We start from the raw sequence: 22,053 nt of genomic DNA, 5'->3' as shown, positions 1-22,053 counted from the left end.
GGGAGGTGTCTGACCGTTTGGCCGGTTAAGGGCTGCCGTTTATCTATGGCAACTCGATGGCTGCTAGCTGCATGCGTATCCGTTACGAATAAATTTGCTGTACGTTTTACGGTACAAAAAAGAGGTAGGATCTTAATGCGATTAAGAGGGAAGAAGGTAAAACCACTACAAATTCAAGATATTACTATTATTGATGACGCTAAACTGAAAAAAGCCATTACTGCAGCCGCTCTGGGTAATGCCATGGAGTGGTTCGATTTCGGGGTGTATGGGTTTGTGGCGTATGCCCTTGGGCAGATCTTTTTTCCCGGCGCGACACCTGGGGTGCAGGTGATTGCCGCGCTGGCGACATTTTCAGTACCGTTTCTGGTACGCCCGCTGGGCGGGATCTTCTTTGGTGCGCTGGGCGATAAATATGGTCGACAGAAAATTTTGGCCATCACCATCATTATCATGGCGATCAGCACCTTTTGTATTGGGCTGATTCCGTCGTATGACAGTATCGGTATTTGGGCGCCGATTTTATTGCTGCTGGCTAAGCTGGCGCAGGGTTTTTCGGTCGGCGGAGAGTACTCCGGTGCGGCCATTTTTGTGGCGGAATATTCGCCAGATAAAAAACGCGGCTTTATGGGCAGTTGGCTGGATTTTGGCTCGATTGCTGGCTTTGTGCTGGGCGCTGGTGTTGTGGTGGTGCTCTCTTCGGTATTGGGCGAGCAGCGCTTTATGGCGTGGGGCTGGCGACTGCCGTTTTTCCTAGCATTACCGCTCGGGGTTATTGGCCTGTATTTGCGCCATGCATTAGAAGAAACGCCTGCGTTTCAAAAGCACAGTGAAAATTTGCAACAACACAGTGCTGCCGACGCGCCGCAGCCGGTGTCATTTGCGGAGATTGCTCGTGGCCATTGGCGCAGTTTGCTCAGCTGTGTGGGGCTGGTGATTGCCACCAATGTCACTTACTACATGCTGCTGACCTACATGCCAAGTTATCTGTCGCATAACCTGCATTACCCTGAAGATCACGGGATCTTGATTATCATTGTGGTGATGCTGGGGATGCTGTTTGTACAGCCGGTGATTGGACTACTGAGTGACCGCTTTGGTCGACGCCCGTTTGTGATTGGCGGCAGCATTGGTTTGCTGCTGTTGGCGGTGCCTTGTTTTATGTTGATCACCAGCGGCTCACTGGTGCTGATTTTTGCCGGTTTATTGGTGTTAGCGGTGCTATTGAACGCCTTTACCGGGGTGATGGCGTCGTCCTTACCGGCGATGTTTCCGACTAAAATTCGCTATAGTGCACTGGCGATTGCGTTCAATATTTCGGTGCTGATTGCCGGTCTGACACCCACCTTGAGTGCCTGGCTGGTGGAAGTGACACAGAATTTGTATATGCCGGCGTATTACTTGATGGCCATTGCGGTGGTGGGTTTGATCACCGGTATTTTGATGAAAGAAACGGCCAATTTGCCCTTAAAAGGCGCGACACCGGCGGCGTCGGATAAAGCCGAGGCGCGCGAGTTGCTGCAAGAGCAATACGACACTATCGAGCAGAAAATTGAGGCGCTCAATGTGCAGATTGCGACCCTCGGTGCGCAGCGCCAACGCTTGATTGCGCAGCATCCTGATATCAATTGAGCCTGTTATCAATTGATCGAGTTCTTGCGATGAAAGATAACACGCATGCAAAAACCGGCCTTGCGCCGGTTTTTTTTCTGTCGCTCACTGCGGCGGACGAAATTGGAAGTGCTGAACGCGGTGACGCGTGATGCCAAGGATTGGATTTCTGCGCTGATGGTGCCAAACTGCAAGCAGTTAGTGGCAGTTTGATACGCTGTCGCACCAGAAAGAGTTTGGGTTGATAAGCTCAGACCGCAAGGGAAGTTGAAGCAATGAATGATGTGCAGTATATGGCGCGGGCGCTGGAGCTGGCGCGCCATGGCCGTTTTACGACGGCACCGAATCCGAATGTGGGCTGTGTGATTGTGCGTGACGGTGAGATTGTCGGTGAAGGCTATCACCAGCGTGCGGGCGAGCCGCATGCCGAGGTGCATGCGCTGCGTATGGCCGGTGACAAGGCACGTGGTGCTACCGCCTATGTGACGCTGGAGCCGTGCAGTCATCATGGCCGCACACCACCTTGTGCCGATGCACTGATTGCCGCTGGCGTGAGCCGCGTGGTGGCCGCGATGCAAGATCCCAATCCCGCCGTGGCGGGGCGCGGGTTGTATCGGTTGCAGCAAGCTGGCATTGCCGTGGAGCACGGGGTACTGCAAACCGAGGCCGAAGCGCTGAACAAGGGTTTTTTCAAGCGCATGCGTACCGGCTTTCCGTATATTCAGCTTAAGCTGGCGGCATCCGCCGATGGCCGTACCGCGATGGCCTCGGGCGAGAGTCAGTGGATCACCGGCCCTGCGGCGCGTCGTGATGTGCAGGTGTTTCGCGCTCAAGCCGGCGCTATCCTGACCGGCAGTGGCACCGTGCTGGCTGACGATCCGTCACTCAATGTGCGGCATGCCGATTTGCCGGCGGATATTCAGGCCGCTTATCCGAGCGCGGCCCTGCGCCAGCCATTACGGGTGGTGGTGGATAGCCGCAATCAGGTGCGTCCTGAGCATCGCTTGGTGCAGGTCGATGGTGAGGTGTGCTTGGCGCGGTTGAGCGCCGATACTCAAGATTGGCCGGAAACGGTGCGCCAGTTGACTGTGCCGGCGAACCGTGAAGGGAAAGTCGACCTGGTGACCTTGATGATGCAACTGGGCCGGATGCAGATCAATCAGGTGTGGGTTGAAGGCGGCGCGCAACTGGCGGGTGCACTGTTTGCGGCGGGCTTAGTGGATGAGCTGGTGTTGTATTTGGCGCCGAAATTGCTCGGTGACAGTGCGCGCGGTCTGATCGCATTGCCGGGATTAGAATCACTGGCGCAGGCACCGCAATTTCGCTTTGCCGATGTGCAGCAAGTCGGTGAGGATTTACGGCTGATAATGCTACCGTAATACTGAGTTGCGCGATAATATGCCAGCACTGGATTTTACCTGTCGCGGTGTGCGGGCAAGCGTGCGCCACGGCGGATCATACGGATAACCTCCTATGTTTACAGGAATTGTTGAAGCGGTGGGAACCCTTGCCGCGCTGACCCCGCAAGGGGCCGATGTGCGGGTAACGGTCAACAGTGGCAAACTGGATCTGAGTGATGTGCGCTTAGGCGACAGTATCGCCACCAATGGTGTGTGCCTGACTGTGGTCGCGCTCACGGCGCAAGGCTATCAGGCGGACTTATCGCTGGAGACCTTGCAGCGCAGTGCGTTTGCCGATTACCGTGCTGGCCAAGCGCTGAATCTGGAAAAAGCCCTGACTCTCAATACCCGTTTGGGTGGACATCTGGTCAGCGGCCATGTCGATGGCGTGGCGCAGGTGCTGCGTCGGCAAGATTTAGGGCGCGCCATTGAGTTTTGGCTGCGCGCACCGGCAGAGCTGGCGCGTTATCTGTCGGAAAAAGGCTCGGTAACGCTAGATGGCATCAGCTTGACCATCAATGCGGTAGACGGCGCCGATTTCAAGATAACCTTGGTGCCACACACCCAACAGGAAACTACCACGCTGAACTGGCAAACCGGCAGTAAGATTAATCTTGAAGTGGACTTACTTGCCCGTTATTTAGAGCGTCTGCTGCTCGGTGAGCGTGCGGCGGAGTCGTCAGCGGCTAACAGCGGTGGGGTGAGTATGGATTTACTGGCCCGCAGTGGTTTTCTGCGCTGAAGCGCAGCATTGCCCCGTTTTTACAGATAAAATAAAACGAATCTGTCGAGAGTGACCGAGCAAGCTCTGCACACTTGATAATACTGTGATAGAATCCGGCGCCTTATCGTCAGCCGGAATGAGCAACAGGAAGGATCATGAAGGTAATTGAAGGCTCTGTAGCCGCCCCGCAAGCACGTGTTGCCGTAGTTGTTGCACGTTTTAACAGCTTCATTAACGAAAGCCTGCTGGATGGTGCTCTGGATGCACTGAAGCGCATCGGTCAGGTTGCTGATGACAATATCACGTTGGTACGTGCACCGGGTGCATACGAGTTACCGCTGATTGCCCGTCGTCTGGCTAAAACCGGTAACTATGATGCGATTATCGCTCTGGGCACCGTGATCCGTGGCGGCACGGCACACTTTGAATATGTGGCCGGTGAGTGCAGCAAAGGTCTGGCTCAGGTCATGATGGAATCGGATATTCCGGTTGCCTTCGGCGTGCTGACGACTGAAACCATTGAACAAGCCATTGATCGTGCCGGTACTAAAGCCGGTAACAAGGGTGCAGAAGCTGCTCTGACTGCGCTGGAAATGGTTAACGTATTGAATGCAATTTGAGAGTCCTGAAGGGGGAAAGTGTGAAACCCGCCATGAAACCAGCTGAACGTCGTCGTGCACGCCAGTGTGCCGTGCAAGCCATCTATTCCTGGCAGATCTCCAAGAACGACGTCGCCGATGTAGAGTTACAGTTCCTGACGGATCAGGATATGAAAGGCACGGATATTGCCTATTTCCGCGATCTTCTGGTCGGCGTGGCCCTGCATCACGAAGAGTTGGATCGTGTAATGGCTCCACACCTTTCCCGTGCGATTGATGAGCTGGATCCTATTGAGCGCGCTATCCTGCGCCTGTCCGTGTATGAAATGACCAAGCGTCAAGACGTACCGTACAAAGTGGTGATCAACGAGTCGATTGAACTGGCCAAGATGTTCGGTGCAGAAGACAGTCACAAGTTTGTGAACGGTGTGCTGGACAAACTAGCCCCGCAGGTTCGTAAGTAATTCAAAAAAAGCCGGCATTGCCGGCTTTTTTTATCCCGCTGATTGATGATTGATTTATGTCTTGTGGTGAATTTGACCTGATTGCGCGTTATTTCACGCGTGACAGAGCTTCGCGTAAAGACGTGCAGCTCAGCATCGGCGATGATTGTGCGCTGATGACACTGGCAGAAAACCAGCAATTGGCTGTCAGTACCGATACGTTGGTGTGTGGCATCCATTTCCTAGCGGATATTGATCCGGCGGATCTGGGCTATAAAGCACTGGCGGTGAATCTGAGTGATTTGGCGGCGATGGGGGCGACCCCAGCGTGGCTGTCATTGGCGATCACCTTACCCGAGGTGCAAGAGCCGTGGCTGGCTGAGTTCAGCCGTAGTATGTTTGAGCTGGCCGATTACTACAGTGTGCAGCTGGTGGGTGGTGATACCACCAAAGGCCCACTCAGCCTGACGCTGACCGTATTCGGTCAGGTGCCGTATGGCAAGGCGTTGACCCGCAGTGGCGCGCATCCGGGCGATTGGATTTATGTCACCGGCACGCCGGGCGACAGCGCCGCAGGATTGGCGATTTTGCAACAGCGCTTGCAGGTGAGCGATCCTGAGGCTCGCACCTATCTGTTGCAGCGGCATTTACGCCCCAGCCCACGCATTTTAGTCGGCCAAGCATTGGCGGGTATTGCCTCTTCCTGTCTGGATTTATCCGATGGTTTGGCGTCGGATTTGCGCCATATCTTAAAACGCAGCCACTGCGGCGCGCGGGTCGAGCTGGATAAACTGCCGTACTCACCGGCGTTACGTAGCGTCACTGACCTTGAGCAAGCACAAGCGTGGGCGCTGGCGGGCGGTGAAGATTATGAGCTGTGCTTTACGGTGCCGGAAGTCAATCGCCTGCGTTTGGATACAGCGCTGGCGAATCTCGGCGTAAGCTATAGCTGTATCGGTCAGATCACGGCGCAAGATGGTCGTCTGGAGTTTATCCGTGATGGCGAAGTGCAAGCGCTCGATCTGCACGGTTTTGACCATTTCGGAGGCTGATGATGCGCGAAGGGTTGGATAAAGTGTCGCTACGCAATCCAGTGCATTTTTTGGCGCTGGGGTTTGGCAGTGGCTTATCGCCGGTAGTACCCGGCACCATGGGAACACTGGCTGCGGTACCGGTGTGGTGGTTGTTAGCGCACCTGAGCTTGCCGTGGTATTTGCTGGCCATCGTGCTGAGCTTTATCGTTGGGGTGTACCTGTGCGATAAAACTTCCCGTGACATGCAGGTGCATGACAGCGGCGCGATTGTCTGGGATGAGTTTGTCGGTCTGTTTATCACCATGCTGGCCTTGCCGGCAATGACGTGGCAGTGGGTGCTGACCGGCTTTGTGCTGTTCCGCTTTTTTGACATGGTAAAACCATGGCCTATCCGCTGGTTTGATCGCAAAGTGGATGGCGGCTTTGGCATCATGATTGATGATGTGATTGCTGGGATCATCGCCGCGGCCTTTTTATGGCTGGGTGCACAGTGGTGGGCGTAACTTAGGTTGGTGTAACTTAGGCAGGCCTAATAGCCGACTAGGGTATGCACGGCGGCGACACCACGGCTAATGTTGATGACAATAAAAAACGGCGCGATAAGCGCCGTTTTTTTAATGAGCGAAAGGCCGAAATTTATTTTTGCAGAGTAGCGCGCTGCGCTAAATACTCACGAACCTGACGCACAAAACCTTGCGCATCCAGACCTAAGTCATGGCGAATTTCATCTTGAGAGCCTTGCGGAATGAAAAAGTCCGGCAGACCGAGGTTCAACACCGGCTTACACACGCCCGCCGCCATCAAGGCTTCATTCACCGCGCTACCCGCACCGCCCATGATGGCGTTCTCTTCAACCGTCACCAGCACATCGTGCTCGGCGGCCAATTGCAAGACCAGCGCGGTATCCAGCGGTTTAACAAAACGCATGTCGGCAACGCTGGCATTGAGCTCTTGCGCCGCTTCCATCACTTGCGGTAACAGTGTACCGAAGTTCAAGAATGCGATATGCGGCTGATTGATATCGGCAGAGGCGCTCATTTCCCGCAGCAATACCCCTTTACCCAACTCTAAGGCCGCCAGAGGCTCTAAGATCGCGCCAGTGCCGGTGCCACGTGGATAACGCACCGCCGATGGACCAGAGTGCTGATAACCGGTGTACAGCATCTGCCGACACTCGTTCTCATCACTTGGCGTCATCACCACCAGATTTGGGATGCAGCGCAGGAATGACAGATCAAACGCGCCTTGGTGCGTCTGACCATCCGCGCCGACAATGCCGCCGCGGTCGATAGCAAACATCACCGGCAGATTTTGGATCGCCACATCGTGGATCACCTGATCGTAGGCGCGTTGCAAGAAGCTGGAATAAATCGCAACCACCGGCTTATAGCCACCGATGGCTAAGCCGGCGGCAAAGGTGGCGGAGTGCTGTTCAGCAATCGCCACATCGAAATACTGTTTTGGGTACTCTTTAGAAAAGCGCACCATGCCGGAGCCTTCGCGCATCGCGGGGGTAATTCCGATCAGTTTCTGATCTTTGGCCGCGATTTCGCACAGCCAATCGCCAAAGATGGCGGAGTAGCTTGGCAGACCGCCGCTGCTTTTCGGCAGGCTGTCTTGGGCCGGATCGAATTTAGGCACGCCATGATAGCCAATCGGATCTTTTTCCGCTGGCGCATAGCCTTTGCCTTTTTTGGTCATCACGTGCAGCAGCTGCGGGCCTTTCAGACCGCGCATATTTTTCAGCGTATGCACCAATTCATCGATGTTATGACCATCAATAGGGCCGATGTAGTTAAAGCCCAACTCTTCAAACAGCGTGCCCGGTACCACCATCCCTTTGATGTGCTCTTCGGTACGCTTGAGCAGCTCTTTGATTGGCGGCAGGCCAGACAGCACTTTTTTGCCACCTTCACGGATGCTGGAATACAGCGAGCCAGACAACACGCGCGCCAGATGGTTATTCAGGGCGCCGACGTTTTCCGAAATTGACATCTCATTGTCATTTAAAATGACCAGCATGTCAGGATGGAGATCCCCTGCATGGTTCATGGCTTCGAACGCCATACCTGCGGTCATGGCACCATCACCAATTACGGATACCACTTTACGCCCTTTGCCTTCGTATTCGGCGGCAATAGCCAAACCAAGACCTGCACTGATCGAGGTGGAGGAGTGGCCGACGGACAGCACATCAAACTCACTCTCTTCACGCCACGGGAACGGGTGCAGACCGCCTTTTTGGCGAATGGTCGGCATGCGATCACGGCGACCGGTCAGAATTTTGTGCGGATAGGCTTGATGGCCGACATCCCAGATCAAGTGATCAAACGGGGTGTTGTAGACATAATGCAGCGCCACGGTCAGTTCGACCGTGCCGAGGCCAGACGCCAGATGACCACTGGTGCGGCTGACAGAGTTAAGCAGATATTCACGCAGCTCCGCGCACAGCTGTGGCAGGCTGTCTTTCGGCAACAGACGTAATTCTTCTGGCGTATTGGTCAGTGCCAGCATAGGGTATTTAGCGATATCAAGATTCATCACAAACTCGCGTTGCGCGTTAGGGTTTTATTTGTCGCGCTCAATGATGTAACTGGCCAGAGCTTCCAGTGCTTTAGTATTGTACGGCAGAGTCTGCAATGCGCCTAAAGCTTCTTGGTATAATTCCCGCGCTTTGGCTTTGGCTCCTTCAATACCCAGCAGGGCAGGATAGGTACTTTTGCCCAGTGTAAGGTCTGATCCTTGCTGTTTTCCGATCACGGCGGTATCGCCGATCACATCCAGAATGTCATCTTGCACCTGAAATGCCAGACCGATAGCGTTGGCATAGCGATCCAGTGCCGGTAACGCAGCAATACCGGCAGGGCCTGCCGCCAACGCGCCTAAACGCACGGCACAGCGGATCAATGCACCGGTCTTGTGGGCATGGATTTGCTCCAATTGCGCCAGCGAACAGGATTTGCCTTCGGCGGCCAAATCCAGCGCTTGGCCACCGCACATCCCAGCCACGCCGCTGGCCTGCGCCAGTTCGCGCACCTGTGCCAGTTGGATTGCCGCGCTCACCGGTTCGCGCTCACTGGTCAGTATAGTAAACGCCAGTGTTTGCAGCGCATCACCGGCCAAAATCGCCTGCGCTTCGCCAAAGCGAATGTGGCAGGTCGGCTGGCCACGGCGCAGATTGTCATCGTCCATCGCCGGCAGATCGTCATGGATCAGCGAATAGGCGTGGATACACTCGACCGCCGCCGCGGGTGCATCGAGCGCGTCTAGCGGCACCGCAAACAGCTGACCGGTGGCGTACACCAAAAATGGACGCAGGCGTTTCCCGCCCAGCAAAGCACCGTAATGCATGGCCTGCACCATCTCTTGCTCTTGCAAAGGCAAGGCGGACAGCGAGTGGCTCAGAACCTGATCGATGCGCTCCCGATAAAGGGAAGAGAGTTGTGCAAACAGTGTGCTCATGACTGGCTATCGGTTGGATAAGGGGTTAATTCGGCGTTCGGGTTGTCGCTGAGCAGGATTTGCACCCGTTGCTCTGCCTGAGCCAGCCGCTGCTGACCTTCCCGTGCCAATACAATACCACGTTCAAAGGCGGTCAGCGCCTCTTCCAGCGGTAAATCTCCCGTTTCCAGACGGGTCACGATTTGCTCCAATTCAGTGAGCGTGGAGGCAAAATCGGTGGTTTTTTTCGCAGCTCTGGCCATAGCAGGTAAAAACTTGGGAAATCAATGCCGCAAAAGTTACCCCAGCCGTGCCGTCCGGTCAAATCGGCGCAAAATGAAGTGTGCGATATAGAGCGCTTTTTTTTGATTTTGCTGTCAATGTTTTGCACTTGCTGCCGACACAGTGCTATGGGGACGCAAATACGCATTTTTATTGTCCCTTTTCGCATAAAACCCAGAACAAAAGGGGTTTGCGGCGCGTTTTTTGCTGTCTGCCGGCGTTTTATTTGTAAGAGGAATCAGTTGTGGATTTGGCAACACTTATCGGTCTGATTGTTTCATTCGCATTTATCATCTATGCCATGATCATGGGTGGCAACGGACTGGTGTATGTGGACATTCCTTCCGTCCTGATTGTGGTGGGGGGCAGTATTTTTGTCGTGATGATGAAATTTACCCTCAGCCAGTTCTGGGGCGCGGCCAAAATTGCCACCAAAGCTTTTTTCTATCGCTCAACCCGCGCTGATGATTTGATCATGCAGCTGGTGGCGCTGGCCGATGCGGCACGTAAGGGCGGCTTCTTGGCGCTGGAAGAGGTGGAAATTGACCACCCCTTTATGCGCAAAGCGGTCGACATGCTGGTGGATGGGCACGAGCAAGCCACCGTGCGCATGACGTTGTCTAAAGATCTGAATCTGACGCTGGAGCGCCATGAGCGCGGCGAGCAGATTTTCCGCGCCTTTGCCGATGTGGCGCCGGCGATGGGGATGATCGGTACCCTGATTGGTCTAGTGGCGATGCTGGCGAACATGTCCGATCCGAAATCTATTGGACCGGCGATGGCGGTGGCCTTGATCACCACCTTGTACGGGGCGTTGATTGCCAACATGATTGCCAACCCGATTGCCGATAAGCTGGCGCTGCGCCGCGATGAAGAGGCGCTCAATCGCCGTCTGATTATCGATGGCGTGCTGGCTATCCAAGATGGCCTCAATCCACGGGTGATTGAGTCGTTACTGAAGAACTACCTGCATGAGTCCAAGCGTGAATTGATGAACGAGGCTGCCTGATGGACGAGCCGCGTAAAATTCCCCGTCGCACTGGAGGTGCGCCGGCTTACATGACCACCTTCGCCGATCTGATGACGCTGCTGTTATGCTTTTTTGTCCTTCTGCTGTCGTTTTCTGAGATGGATGTGGAGAAATACAAGCAGATCGCCGGTTCAGTGCGTAGCGCGTTCGGGGTACAAAACCGTCTGGAGCTGAAAGATATACCGAAAGGCACCAGCGTGGTGGCGCAGGAATACCGCCCTGGGCGTCCTGATCCGACGCCGGTGGAAGTGATCCAGCAGCAAACGGCGGATGTGACTTTGCCAACGCTGTATTTCCAGCCGGGCGATTCTGATCGCTCAGGGGCCAAAGTGCAGGTGGAAAAACAGCAGCAGGCGCATGAAGAGAATAAAGCCGCCTCCAAAGCGATGGATGAGGTCTATCAGCGTTTGAAGCTGATGATGGAGCGTGAAAACCTCACCGGCGGGGTCGAGCTGGAGATGTTAGGCCAGCAGCTGTTGATCCGTATGAATGAAGGCGTGGCGTTTGCCGCCGGTTCAGCCTTTTTGCAGCCGAAATTTCGTCCGGTCGTGGCGGATATTACGGCGCTGCTTAATAGCGTGCCGGGGCAAATTCGCATTATCGGGCATACCGATGATCGCAACGTGGATACCACCTTGTTCCGCTCGGCGTGGGATTTGTCTGCTCAGCGTGCGGCCTCGATTGCTATCGAGATGGAGAAAAACGAGCATTTCAATCCAGTGCGTTTGGAAGTGATCGGGGTGGCCGATAGCGAGCCGCGTTTCCCTAATGATAGCGAAGAGCATCGTCGGAAAAACCGCCGCGTGGAGATTTTGGTGTTGCAGGGGAAACCGACCGAATCTGGCGGATTAGATATTCCGTCTAGCACGTCGCTGTCACCGGCAGCGCCGGTACCGGCGAGTCAGCCCGCTGCGCAGGCCACAACGTCAACAGGAACAACGCCAACAGGTACAGCGGTAACAGATAGTGCGCCAGCTGCGGATGCTACGCCGGCCAGTGAGCTGTCATTCTGAGTGAGTCGCTTTTCCGTCAGACAGCCGTATTCGCTTTGCCGATACGGCTGTTTTTCTTTATCGCTTGCGCGCAGAATGGCTCAACAGTGAGACAGCATCTACGCTATTGTGTATAATCCGCGCCTTCGCGCACTCCTCTTAACCTCCACGTGTTACTGAAAGAATATGAAATTTATCGTCAAGCTTTTCCCGGAAATCATGATCAAAAGCGATTCAGTACGACTGCGCTTTGCCAAGATCTTGACCGGCAACATCCGTAACGTACTGAAAAAGTACGATGAAACGCTGGCTGTGGTACGTCATTGGGATCACATTGAAGTCCGCTCCAAAAACGACAGCGCGGAGAACCGTGCCCGTCTGTTGGACGGTCTGACGCAGACCCCAGGGATCCACCATATTCTGGAAGTCGAAGAGTGCGTGTATACCGATCTGCACGATATTTTCGAAAAGACACTGGCGGCCAATCGTGAACTGCTGGAAGGCAAAACGTTCTGTGTGCGTGCTAAGCGCCGTGGTAAGCAGAGCTTCAACTCACAAGACGTTGAACGTTATGTGGGCGGCGGTCTGAACCAGCATATCGAAACCGCGTCAGTAAACCTGAGTAATCCACAAGTGACCGTGCGTCTGGAAGTGGAAGATGATCGTCTGCGTTTGGTGAAAGCGCGCCATGAAGGTTTGGGCGGCTATCCAATCGGTACCCAGGAAGATGTGCTGTCACTGGTTTCCGGTGGTTTTGACTCCGGTGTATCGAGCTATATGCTGATCCGCCGTGGTTGTCGCGTGCACTACTGCTTCTTCAATCTGGGCGGCTCGGCGCACGAGATTGGTGTGAAGCAAGTATCTCATTATATCTGGAACCGTTTTGGCTCTTCGCACAAAGTCCGTTTCTGTGCCATCAACTTTGAGCCGGTAGTCGGTGAGATCTTGGAAAAAGTTGAAGACGGCCAGATGGGCGTGATCTTAAAGCGCATGATGATGCGCGCGGCATCAGCGGTGGCGGAGAAATTCGGCATTCAGGCGTTGGTGACCGGTGAAGCGCTGGGGCAGGTTTCGAGCCAGACTCTGACCAACTTGCGTCTGATTGATAACGTGACTGACACCCTGATCTTGCGTCCTTTGATCTCCCATGACAAAGAGCACATCATCCGTCTGGCGCGTCAAATCGGTACTGAAGATTTTGCTAAGACCATGCCTGAGTTCTGCGGTGTGATCTCCAAGAGCCCAACCGTGAAAGCGGTGAAATCTAAGATTGAAGAAGAAGAGAGCAAATTCAACTTCGCCATTTTGGATGACGTGATCGAAAACGCGCAGTACATGGATATCCGCGATATCGCTGAGCAAGCCAAAGAGCAAATTCCAGAAGTGGAAACCGTGGCGGAGTTCGGTGCTAACGAAGTGATCTTGGATATCCGCTCGCCTGAAGAGGAAGAGGAAAAGCCGCTGGTACTGGAAGGCGTGACCGTCACCTGCATGCCGTTCTACAAGCTGTCGACCCAATTTGATACGCTGGATCAGTCTAAGACTTATCTGCTGTTCTGCGAACGTGGCGTGATGAGCAAGCTGCAGGCACTGTATCTGCGCGAGAAAGGCTTCACGAACGTGAAAGTGTATCGCCCGTAATTAGCTTGTAAGCGAGTGAAAAAAACCACCTACGATAAGCATCGCTAGGTGGTTTTTTTATGGCGAGGATTTAGCTTTTTAGCTTTTTAGCTTTTTAGCTTTGTGGCCTTATGCCGAGGTTGACGGTTTAGTCAGCGTAATTGTAAATGCCCGGCGGCAGTACCAGCTCGTCCGCCACTTGCGCCGCGGTTTCTTTACCGCACAGGGTATCGATGATTTTCAAGGCAAAATCAATCGAGGTCGCGGGGCCTTGGCTGGTGATCAGATTAAACCTCGGATCGACTGTCACGCGCTTATTGATGCGGTGCTCTTCGGGGATGTCGGTCAACAGGCTGGGATAGCAGGTCATGTTGCTGTCAGCAAACAGGCCGCGCGCCTGTAAAAACAGCACGGGTGTGGCGCAGATAGCGGCCACCCAACGGCCTTCCAAATGCATCTGACGCACTTTTTCGGTCAGCAATTCGCTGCGGGCAAAGTACTCCGCACCGCCAAGACCGCCCGGTAAGACAATCATATCGAACGGCTGATCGGCCACATCGATTAACGCAGCATCGGCCAGCAACGTTGTTCCTCGTGAGCAGGTGACGGGCAGTGCGCCATCACCATCGACGCTAGCTAAGGTAGTACGGATGCCGGCTCGCGCCAGCAGGTTGAGGACGGTCACCGCTTCCAGCTCTTCCGAGCCAGGGGCGATACAGACCAGTGCCGTGGCGCGGTGTTCAGCGTTTGGCATGGGCAGACTCCAATTGTTTGATGGCCGCATACAGGGCCTGATGATGCGGGACAGCAAGACCATGTGCTTGCGCCCGACGAATTAAGTATCCAGTAATATAGTCAATTTCGCTCGCTCTTTGCAGAGTAATATCCTGATGCATCGAGGAAAAGTTCTCTGCTGTCGCCTGAATCACCTGATTGACTCCAGCCAGCAGTTGTTCAGCACTGACCGCGATACCCTCGGCATTCATCACCGCCGCCGTTTCGCCGCATAAGGCCTGCAGCTCGGCTTGCTGTGACAGCAGTGCGCCATTTCGACATTGCTGCAGCGCAGTCAGTGGATTGATTGCACAGTTCACCGCCAGTTTGTGCCACAGCCGTGGCCGGATATCGGTATGTGCGGTGACGGGCGGGAGCGCCGCATTGAGCGCATCGGTAATAGCGTCAAGCCGAGTTTGTCCGGCGGCATTGAGCGCACCGAGATGGGTTTCGCCGTAGCCGGTATGGCGTACGCTGTGGGTCGCATAGCGCAGCGCACCATGGCTGGTGATCCCTTGTAGCAGCGGTTGCTGAATTTGCGCCAGTTGTGGTTCGCTTAAGCTGCCCATGCCGTTATGCAGCAAGACGATCGCGCAGCTTGCTGAGAGCTTGTCGAGCAACGGTAACAGTGCTGGCGCAACGGCGCCAGCTTTGAGCGTCACCAGTAAGCAATCACTGCTGGCCAGATGGTGCGGGTCATTGCATGGCACCTGATACTGGCGTTCTTGGCTTGAGGCGCTGTCTGGCTTGCTTGGCGGCTGCAGAGTAAAGCGCACCGGCGCTGCCTCGGCGATGCGTTGCCAGCCTTGCACGGTATGCCCCTTAGCCTGCAAGTAGCCTAGCCATAGCTGGCCGACGGCACCACATCCCAGTACGGTAATTTTCATCATCTTTTCCCGTCGTTCCTGACTTTCTGCTATTATGCCCGCCATTGTTGAGTTGACAGAAGAGAGAGTCGTCATGCCTTCTTTTGATATTGTCTCTGAAATTGATATGCAGGAAGTTCGTAACGCGGTAAACAATGCCAACAAGGCACTGGAAAGCCGTTATGATTTTCGTAACGTAACTGCCAGCATCGAGATGAACGAAAAAAATCAGACCATCAAAGTTGCGACCGAGTCAGATTTCCAGATTGAGCAGCTGATGGACATCCTGCGCAGTGCGCTGGTTAAGCGTGAGATCCAAAATGGCGCGCTGGAAGAGCCAGATAGCTGTGAGCATAGCGGTAAAACCTTCAGTAAAGAAGTGAAGCTCAAGCAGGGTATCGAAACTGACATGGCCAAGAAGCTGGTGAAGCTGATTAAAGACTCCAAGCTGAAGGTTCAAGCGCAGATTCAAGGCGAGCAAGTTCGTGTGACCGGTAAGTCACGTGACGATCTGCAAGCGGTGATGGCACTGGTACGTGGCGCTGATCTGGGTCAGCCATTCCAGTTCAATAACTTCCGCGACTAATCTCGCTTTTTTGCCCGCATAATCATCTCTCGGCGCGCTGCGGTGTTCAGTATCCACGGAGCGCCGATAACGCGGGCACATAAAACGCGCATAAAAAAACGGACACCTTGGTGTCCGTTTTTTGTTGTAACCCGTCAGCGTTATCAGAAGTTGTACTTGATGGAGTACACCATCGCGTTCTGATAGGCTTCGCTACCCAGTTTTTTGTCCGCATAGCGGTACTGGATACCGGTAGTGATGCTTGGGGTTGGATGCCACCAAACAGCGGCTGCGCCGTTCAGACCATCTTTACCGCCATTGCCGTATGCTTCGTCACGGGCAAATTCATATTCGTTCCAGTTGGTGAAGCTGAACTTCTGGCCAGCTACTTGGAAGTCATAACCCAGAACCCAACCGAACATGTAGCCGTTGCTACCTTCGAAGAATTTGTTGTTGGTGTAGTTAGCTGCCAGGAATGGTTTTGCCCATACAGGACCTACGTTGAAGTTATAACCGATACCGTAGATCAGGTTATTTTCGTAGAAGCCTTTCATGGTGGTGTTGTAGTAGTGGCCGTACAGGTTAAAGCCTGAGTCGCCCAGGTAGTAACGCACGGTGCCTTTAGCTGCGATACGCATGCTACGGCCATCATCACGATCCCACTCACGAGTTGGGTTTTCCAGATCGAAGAAGCCGTACACTTCACCCCAGTTGTAACCGGCACCGCCTTCCAGCTCCAGATATGGGAAGTCTTTTTTACCAGTTTCGCTGGTGGTGCGGCTGCTCCAGTCGAGGTAGTTCGCACTTACGTTAGCAAAACTGTAGATAGGCTCGGCCTGAACAGAGGTAGCGGTCAGGGCAGCAAGTGCAGATAAACAGGCAAGACGTTTGTACATGAATACCTCAGAAAACGACAACGGGTAATGAAATAAAGTGTTACATCTCGGTGCAACAGGGCGCACATAATAAAAGCACTTCCCGTTCAGGGGAAGTGCCATAGTGAGAGCTCTCGCAGATTTTACAGCATATTGCGCAATCGATTTAGTTATTTGTGACTTGAATCACTCGTTGGCGCGCCATGGTCGGTGGTGAGGGCGGAAAATCGTTTGCCTACATACAACAGCAGGACTAATCCCGGCACCACCATCAGTGAGGTGCAGATGAAAAATAGCGTCCAGTTGCCGTGTAACATGTCCACCATTTGTCCGCTAAACGACGAGAGCGTGGTGCGCCCCAGATTCCCCAGTGATGACAGCAAGGCATATTGGGTGGCCGAGAAGGCGCGTCCACTGAGCCAGCTTAAGAACGAGACAAACGCTACCGAGGAAAAGGCGGTGGTAAAGTTATCCACGATAATGGTGGCGGCAAACAGATGCTCATTCGGTCCGACACTGGCAATCCATGCAAACATCAGGTTACTGCCGGCCATGGCAATTCCGCCAATCAGCAGTCCGCGCACAATCCCGAACCGCACGTTCAGCATGCTACCCATCAGGGTAAACACCACGGTGGCAAACCAGCCAATCAGCTTGGAATACTCGGCAATTTGCTGGTTGCTAAAGCCGATCTCTTTATAAAAAGTGATCGACATGCGGCCTAAAAAGGCTTCACCAATCTTGAACAAGAACACAAAGCTTAAGATAGACAGCGCCAATGATGCGCCGTTACGGCGGAAAAACTCGGCAAACGGCTCTACCACGGTGACTGCCAGCCAAGTGACTAGCTTACTGTTATGCAAATAGCGCGAGTAGTGGGCTTCGGCTTCGGCTTGTAATTCATCACGCCCGGTTTGGGGTTCACGGATCACTAAAACCCCCAGCAGCCAGCAGGCGCTGATGGCGCCCATGCCTAAAAATACGTGTTGCCAGCCGTATTGATCGGCAAAGTGAAATGCCAGATAGCCAGGTAGTGAATAGCCAGTCCACCAACCGATCACCGCCATTGCCGAGCCTTGCGGTAGCATTTCTTTGTCTTGCGACAGAATATCAATCCGGTAGCCATCAATGGCGATATCTTGCGTGGAAGAGGCCACCGCGATGGTAAAGGCCAGCAATGTTGTCCACAGCAGTGAATCGGCCGGATTGGTAAAGCCAACCGCCACCGTCGCCAGCAGGATGAAAATCTGCATTAACACAATCCAGCTGCGGCGTTGACCTAAACGGGCATGCAGCCACGGCAGGCGCACTCGGTCAATCAACGGTGCCCAGATAAAGTGGATGGCGTAGACGATAAAAATCGAACCAAAGAAACCGATGGTGGCGCGGGAGATACCGGCATCTTTCAGCCAGCCGCTCATACTGGAGCCGATCAGCACCCAGGGAAAACCACTGGCGCATCCCAGCAGAAAAATCCACCACAGCCGGATGTCAGCGTAACTGCGAAGGGTGCTTCGCAGACTTGAAGGAGAGGCTCGCATGCGCCTGTTACTCCGTGTGAAATTCAAAACAGCCACGATGCTATCAGGTAGGGGCGGCGGATGCATCCGTCAGATAGGGCAAACCATACGGAGAGTAGCGATAAACCACGCCCTCTAGCGGTTAAATGGGGCTTGATTGCGCGGCATGGTGTTGAGTCAGCCGAGCTTTGATTTACGGACGCGTACCACGAATAAAAACACCGGTACTGGTCGGATGCTGATTGAGTAAGGCTTGGCAGGTATGCAGGCGCTGACGTAAAAAACGATTGCCGCGTAGTTCATGCAGTGGGGTCGATTCGAGTAACGCTAAGGTATACCAGAAGGCATGTTCGGTGGGGGATAACGGGGTGTCGTCGGTAAGCTCGCGTCCCCACCAGTGGTGCAGGATCTCGTCGCGCAGCAATTGCAATGTCTCTGGCTGCGGCGTGCCATGTAAAATCAGGCGCAGGTGTTCGGCCAGAGCGTCTTGATACAGGGCGACAAATTCGGCGGCAGAGGCTGGCATGGTTCGCTCCTTTATCTTTGTTATATTTATCTTTGTTATATCTGTTGTGTTGTCGCGCGACAGAAAAACAATACAGCAGAAGGACAGCCTCAATACTGACCTTCTGCTGACAGGTTTAGCGCGTCACGCTGACTTTTTCAATCACAATTGGCGTGACCGGCACATCGGCCATCCCGCCGGCATTGCGCGTTGGAACGGCAGCCATTTTCTCGACCACATCCATCCCGCGGATCACTTTGCCAAACACCGCATAACCCGGACGGCCTGGGGTGTTATCCAGCATGGTGTTGTTGCTGATGTTGATATAGAACTGGCGGGTGGCTGAATCTGGATCGGAGGTGCGCGCCATGGCGATACTGCCATAACGGTTGGATAAGCCATTGGCTGATTCATTTTTCACCGGCGCATACTCAGGGCGTGGGCGCAGATCGGCATCCAGTCCGCCTCCTTGCACCACAAAGCCTGGGATTACGCGATGAAACTGCGTGCCGACATAGCTGCCGTCATCCACATAGCGCAGGAAATTGGCGACAGTTTGCGGTGCGGCTTGCGGATCGAGCTCAATCGCAATCTCACCTTGTGAAGTTTGCAGAGTTACCACTGGCGCTGCAGGCGCGGCGAACAGCGCGCTGCTCCAGCACACGAGCAAGGTGGCAGCAATAGACATTAAACGACGCATCATGGCTCCTATCAGCTGTTCTGACGGATATAGGTATTGATACTGTCATCCTGCGCCATATCGCTGATCACAGATTTCAGTACTTCGTTCAGCGCTTTGCTGATGTCTTCGTTCTTCGCCCCTAACGGCCCTTGAACGTTATAGGTTGCGCGGTACTCTTTCACCATCTCACCTTTTGGCGTACGCGTGATCACGCGAATTTTGGCTTTAGTGGTGATGTTGTGGCGCAGATTGCCTTCGGTCACATCGGCATAGATTTCAATGGGGATAATTTCCAGCGTGGCTTGACCGGTGGTACCCAGCATGTAGCCGCGTTTTTGCATCTGCTTTTCCAGCACTTCTTGCATCAAAAAACGCAGGTCGCGGGATGCGTACAGCGGCTCAGGTTTACCTTCGCCACGGCGTACCATCGCCACGTAAGGCTGTGGACGTTGATCCGAGCTGCTGATGGCAATCGTAGCACCCATCAGGGTTGGGTCTTGGTGTGGCAACGCAATCGGTGGATTGACGGCAACGGTATTGCTAGGTTGGCTGACACAGCCGGCCAGAGACAGGACGGCCAGTAATGGCAGGAGAAATTTTTTCATTGTGCGCACAATCCTTTAGCCTAAAAACTTTATATAAACGTGTCGAGACGTTGATGCTTTAAGAGGCAGCATAATAAACAACCCGCGATCGGGGTAAAAGAGCAAAACGGCAATATTTTCCGCTCCAGTCGCAAGTCGCATGACGGTCTGCGGCCAGTTTCACTCTTACCATGAAACGCGTGTCATCTGATGGGCGAGGTGCGCCGTAATTTGCGCAATGTAAAGGGCGTAAAAAATCGGAAGATATAGCACGCGCACCAGACACGTTAGAACTTGTCGGCGCGTAACACGCGTACCTCAGATAGCCACTGTACCAAGGCGTAATCTTGCCCGAACTCTTGCATGATCTCCGTGGCCAGCGCTTCTGCGGTAGCGGTAGTGGTGAGCAATTCAAGCTGAATGTTCTCGTTGGCATCAAAGCTGCCGCGTTTTTCGCCGTGATCGCCTTTGCCACGCGCCGCCACAATGGTCCACCCGCGGATCTGGCGGCGGTTAAACAGATCGACCAGATCGTTTTCCAAGATGGCTTCGGTCACGATGGTCAGCAAGGTGCGGGTATGAAACTGCATGTGTACTCCTTTTATATGGGCGTATATGGGCGTATATGGGTGCAGCTTATATGGGGATAGCGTATGGAGGTAGCGCTGATTGCATCATTCCATCCGATGCCTTTCATCAGGCTTATGCCATCAGGTACAGATTGCTCATCCGAAATACTACCGTGCGGGCCTACGCCGTCCACTGGGCAAATTGGTAATACAGCGGAACGCCCAGCAGTACGTTAAACGGGAACGTGATCCCCAAAGCCGCGCCCAGTGAAATGGCCGGATTAGCCTGCGGGATAGCCATCCGCATGGCGGCAGGGGCGGCGATATAGCTGGCCGAGGCGGCGAGCAGTGCCATTAAGGTCATGCCGCCGACAGATAATCCCATCAGCAGGGCAAAGCCAATCCCCACCCAGCTCAGCAGTACCGGTAGCCCCAATCCCATTAAGAGTAGTGTGAGACCATGTTGGCGCAGTGAACTGAATTTGCCCGCCACCACCAGACCCATCTCTAATAAGAACAACGTCAGCACCGGTTTGAACAAATCGATATAGAGTTTGTCCAGTGGCTTGATCCCCTCGGGGCCCGCGAGCACACCGATGAGCATCCCGCCGAGCAACAGTACGATACTTTTGCCTAATAGCACCTCATGCAGCAATTTCCCCCAGCCATGACCTCGCGGTTTTTCGTCATCGCGGCTGCCGCGGCGTGCCAAGATCACCCCAATCACCAGCGCAGGCATTTCCAGCAACACCAAGAACAGCGTGGTTTGTGATTCATAGGCAATCTGATGGCGGCTTAAAAACGCCACCCCAACGGCGAAAGTCACCACTGATACCGAACCATAGTGCGCCGCCAAGCTGGCTGCATCGGGGCGGGGGAGGGCCGCGAAACGCAGTAAAGGATAAACCAGCAGCGGGATCACCACGCCCATCAGCAGTACCCACAAGGTTTGCGGTAACACCTGCAACAGGGGTTGCTTGGCTAGCTCTAGCCCACCTTTAATGCCGATCGCCAGCAGCAAAAATACGGACAGCGTATCGTATAAAGACGGGGGCAATTTTAAGTCTGAGCGGGCTAAACCGGCCAGCAGCCCGAGCAGGAAGAATAAAACAACCGGATCCATCGGTGTGCTGGCTCCTTTGATACTAGAAGGGAGATAATTTGGCGCAATAGAACGAATCTACTACAATGGGTCAACAAAAAAAACGCTTAAAAACAATAAAGTATTAGCATGCCGCTTTAGCGTATTGCCGTGGTTGGCCAGGGAGCAGATATAGCCTTGGTCAATAAGCATCTCGCAGCATATCGGATAATAAAGAAGCGGCACGTGCACGGTCATCAATAGAGGGAAGTCTATGATACAAGAACAGATCATCGCTAAGTTGCAGGCCGCCTTTGCGCCGTTGCATCTGGACGTCATTAATGAAAGCCATCGCCACAATGTACCGGCTGGTTCGGAAAGTCATTTCAAAGTCGTACTGGTGAGTGATGCGTTTTGTGGGCAGCGTCTGTTAGCGCGCCATCGCGCGGTAAACGCCGCGTTAGCTGAGGAACTTGCGCATCATATTCATGCATTGGCGCTGCATACTTACACGCCGGAAGAGTGGGCCGCGATTCAGGGCGATTTCCCTGATTCACCGCAGTGTCTGGGTGGCAATAAGCGCTAAGTAGCACAGTAACCCTGATGTAAACAGATAATTAACCACAAAACCGGGGTGACCCGGTTTTTTTATTTGTGTTAATGACATGTGGTGCAGTTGGTGTTGCCAAATGTTTCGGTTTTTATTTTTTGTGTGATAATAAATCAACCGTCACGTTTTTCTGAGTGTGAGGCACCGATCACATTATTGAATATTGGCTCGTTTAAGCCTGCGTTTTTACCTCAATTTTGTGTGCTTTGTGTCAGAGAGAACCGCTTTCAGAATGGCATCAAAGAA

24 protein-coding genes are annotated in these 22,053 nt (G+C 53.8%); 12 read left to right on the top strand and 12 right to left on the bottom strand.

All coding sequences use genetic code 11. From position 1 onward, the window contains the following. Window positions 1-135: 135 nt before the first annotated feature. The 7 genes from proP (at window position 136) to pgpA (ending at window position 6,314) form a co-directional block, all read left to right on the top strand. Window positions 136-1,632 (top strand): glycine betaine/L-proline transporter ProP, encoded by a 1,497-nt coding sequence (proP, locus tag NCTC9997_RS11210; RefSeq protein ID WP_010864319.1) that lies wholly within the window; start codon window positions 136-138, stop codon window positions 1,630-1,632. Between the two features lie 254 nt (window positions 1,633-1,886). Continuing rightward, window positions 1,887-2,990: a bifunctional diaminohydroxyphosphoribosylaminopyrimidine deaminase/5-amino-6-(5-phosphoribosylamino)uracil reductase RibD gene (gene ribD, locus NCTC9997_RS11205; protein WP_064978083.1), complete on the top strand. Its 1,104-nt coding sequence runs from the start codon at window positions 1,887-1,889 to the stop codon at window positions 2,988-2,990. Window positions 2,991-3,084: 94 nt separating this feature from the next. Continuing rightward, complete coding sequence (locus tag NCTC9997_RS11200; RefSeq protein WP_010864317.1) at window positions 3,085-3,753, top strand: riboflavin synthase; 669 nt, start codon at window positions 3,085-3,087, stop codon at window positions 3,751-3,753. Between the two features lie 137 nt (window positions 3,754-3,890). Beyond that, the gene (gene ribH, locus NCTC9997_RS11195; protein ID WP_010864316.1) at window positions 3,891-4,355 is read left to right on the top strand and encodes a 6,7-dimethyl-8-ribityllumazine synthase; all 465 of its coding nucleotides are present in this window, start codon (window positions 3,891-3,893) and stop codon (window positions 4,353-4,355) included. Window positions 4,356-4,387: 32 nt separating this feature from the next. Continuing rightward, entirely contained in the window at window positions 4,388-4,798 is a 411-nt protein-coding gene (nusB, locus tag NCTC9997_RS11190) for a transcription antitermination factor NusB (protein ID WP_010864315.1), read from the top strand. 56 nt (window positions 4,799-4,854) lie between these two features. Beyond that, window positions 4,855-5,829, top strand: a complete 975-nt coding sequence (gene thiL / locus NCTC9997_RS11185; protein WP_064978082.1) for a thiamine-phosphate kinase — start codon at window positions 4,855-4,857, stop codon at window positions 5,827-5,829. Further along, complete coding sequence (gene pgpA / locus NCTC9997_RS11180; protein ID WP_370586010.1) at window positions 5,829-6,314, top strand: phosphatidylglycerophosphatase A; 486 nt, start codon at window positions 5,829-5,831, stop codon at window positions 6,312-6,314. The genes thiL and pgpA overlap by 1 nt, the downstream gene beginning before the upstream one ends. Window positions 6,315-6,447: 133 nt before the next feature. Here pgpA and dxs read toward each other — a convergent pair whose 3' ends face one another. Genes dxs through xseB form a run of 3 tightly spaced genes read right to left on the bottom strand, consistent with a single transcriptional unit; the run spans window position 6,448 to window position 9,515 of the window. Beyond that, window positions 6,448-8,352, bottom strand: coding sequence for a 1-deoxy-D-xylulose-5-phosphate synthase (gene dxs / locus NCTC9997_RS11175; protein WP_010864312.1), 1,905 nt, complete (start codon window positions 8,350-8,352; stop codon window positions 6,448-6,450). A 27-nt stretch (window positions 8,353-8,379) separates the two neighbouring features. After that, on the bottom strand, window positions 8,380-9,273 hold the full coding sequence (gene ispA, locus NCTC9997_RS11170) for a (2E,6E)-farnesyl diphosphate synthase (protein WP_047706654.1): 894 nt from the start codon (window positions 9,271-9,273) through the stop codon (window positions 8,380-8,382). Next, the gene (gene xseB, locus NCTC9997_RS11165) at window positions 9,270-9,515 is read right to left on the bottom strand and encodes an exodeoxyribonuclease VII small subunit (protein WP_010864310.1); all 246 of its coding nucleotides are present in this window, start codon (window positions 9,513-9,515) and stop codon (window positions 9,270-9,272) included. Before xseB ends, ispA begins: the two co-directional genes overlap by 4 nt. A 263-nt stretch (window positions 9,516-9,778) precedes the next feature. Here xseB and pomA point away from each other — a divergent pair, with 263 nt between their 5' ends. The 3 genes from pomA to thiI all read left to right on the top strand — a co-directional run bounded on the left by pomA (window position 9,779) and on the right by thiI (window position 13,197). Then, window positions 9,779-10,543 (top strand): flagellar motor protein PomA, encoded by a 765-nt coding sequence (gene pomA / locus NCTC9997_RS11160; RefSeq protein WP_010864309.1) that lies wholly within the window; start codon window positions 9,779-9,781, stop codon window positions 10,541-10,543. After that, a complete protein-coding gene (locus NCTC9997_RS11155; RefSeq protein WP_064978080.1) occupies window positions 10,543-11,577 on the top strand; it encodes a MotB family protein in 1,035 nt (344 codons plus the stop codon). The genes pomA and NCTC9997_RS11155 overlap by 1 nt, the downstream gene beginning before the upstream one ends. Before the next feature lie 165 nt (window positions 11,578-11,742). Beyond that, a complete protein-coding gene (thiI, locus tag NCTC9997_RS11150) occupies window positions 11,743-13,197 on the top strand; it encodes a tRNA uracil 4-sulfurtransferase ThiI (protein WP_010864307.1) in 1,455 nt (484 codons plus the stop codon). Window positions 13,198-13,324: 127 nt separating this feature from the next. Here thiI and yajL read toward each other — a convergent pair whose 3' ends face one another. Both yajL and panE read right to left on the bottom strand, forming a co-directional pair. After that, window positions 13,325-13,930 carry a protein deglycase YajL gene (gene yajL / locus NCTC9997_RS11145; protein WP_010864306.1) on the bottom strand — a complete coding sequence of 202 codons (606 nt, stop codon included), beginning with the start codon at window positions 13,928-13,930 and terminating at the stop codon, window positions 13,325-13,327. Next, window positions 13,917-14,840: a 2-dehydropantoate 2-reductase gene (panE, locus tag NCTC9997_RS11140; protein ID WP_230405839.1), complete on the bottom strand. Its 924-nt coding sequence runs from the start codon at window positions 14,838-14,840 to the stop codon at window positions 13,917-13,919. The genes yajL and panE overlap by 14 nt, the downstream gene beginning before the upstream one ends. Before the next feature lie 70 nt (window positions 14,841-14,910). Here panE and NCTC9997_RS11135 point away from each other — a divergent pair, with 70 nt between their 5' ends. After that, on the top strand, window positions 14,911-15,402 hold the full coding sequence (locus tag NCTC9997_RS11135; RefSeq protein WP_010864304.1) for a YajQ family cyclic di-GMP-binding protein: 492 nt from the start codon (window positions 14,911-14,913) through the stop codon (window positions 15,400-15,402). Window positions 15,403-15,545: 143 nt separating this feature from the next. On the opposite strand, the gene NCTC9997_RS11130 is transcribed toward NCTC9997_RS11135, so the two are convergent. The 7 genes from NCTC9997_RS11130 to NCTC9997_RS11100 all read right to left on the bottom strand — a co-directional run bounded on the left by NCTC9997_RS11130 (window position 15,546) and on the right by NCTC9997_RS11100 (window position 21,239). Next, window positions 15,546-16,277 (bottom strand): outer membrane protein OmpK, encoded by a 732-nt coding sequence (locus NCTC9997_RS11130; protein WP_039045514.1) that lies wholly within the window; start codon window positions 16,275-16,277, stop codon window positions 15,546-15,548. Between the two features lie 149 nt (window positions 16,278-16,426). Next, the gene (locus NCTC9997_RS11125; RefSeq protein WP_064978079.1) at window positions 16,427-17,797 is read right to left on the bottom strand and encodes an AmpG family muropeptide MFS transporter; all 1,371 of its coding nucleotides are present in this window, start codon (window positions 17,795-17,797) and stop codon (window positions 16,427-16,429) included. Between the two features lie 172 nt (window positions 17,798-17,969). After that, the gene (locus NCTC9997_RS11120; RefSeq protein WP_010864301.1) at window positions 17,970-18,302 is read right to left on the bottom strand and encodes a hypothetical protein; all 333 of its coding nucleotides are present in this window, start codon (window positions 18,300-18,302) and stop codon (window positions 17,970-17,972) included. Between the two features lie 115 nt (window positions 18,303-18,417). After that, the gene (locus NCTC9997_RS11115) at window positions 18,418-18,984 is read right to left on the bottom strand and encodes a peptidylprolyl isomerase (protein ID WP_039045516.1); all 567 of its coding nucleotides are present in this window, start codon (window positions 18,982-18,984) and stop codon (window positions 18,418-18,420) included. An 8-nt stretch (window positions 18,985-18,992) separates the two neighbouring features. Then, a complete protein-coding gene (locus tag NCTC9997_RS11110) occupies window positions 18,993-19,568 on the bottom strand; it encodes a YajG family lipoprotein (protein WP_010864299.1) in 576 nt (191 codons plus the stop codon). A gap of 266 nt (window positions 19,569-19,834) precedes the next feature. After that, window positions 19,835-20,137 carry a P-II family nitrogen regulator gene (locus NCTC9997_RS11105; RefSeq protein ID WP_039045517.1) on the bottom strand — a complete coding sequence of 101 codons (303 nt, stop codon included), beginning with the start codon at window positions 20,135-20,137 and terminating at the stop codon, window positions 19,835-19,837. 160 nt (window positions 20,138-20,297) lie between these two features. Next, window positions 20,298-21,239, bottom strand: a complete 942-nt coding sequence (locus tag NCTC9997_RS11100) for a sodium-dependent bicarbonate transport family permease (RefSeq protein ID WP_064978077.1) — start codon at window positions 21,237-21,239, stop codon at window positions 20,298-20,300. A gap of 232 nt (window positions 21,240-21,471) precedes the next feature. Between NCTC9997_RS11100 and bolA the strand changes: the two genes are divergently transcribed. Further along, the gene (gene bolA / locus NCTC9997_RS11095) at window positions 21,472-21,783 is read left to right on the top strand and encodes a transcriptional regulator BolA (RefSeq protein WP_010864296.1); all 312 of its coding nucleotides are present in this window, start codon (window positions 21,472-21,474) and stop codon (window positions 21,781-21,783) included. Window positions 21,784-22,053 lie beyond the last annotated feature (270 nt).

Origin of the sequence: Plesiomonas shigelloides (assembly GCF_900087055.1) — a bacterium.
Lineage (GTDB): Bacteria > Pseudomonadota > Gammaproteobacteria > Enterobacterales > CAMTGL01 > Plesiomonas > Plesiomonas shigelloides.
Note: the sequence above shows the minus strand (reverse complement) of the source record. Positions and strands in the feature narration are given on the sequence as shown.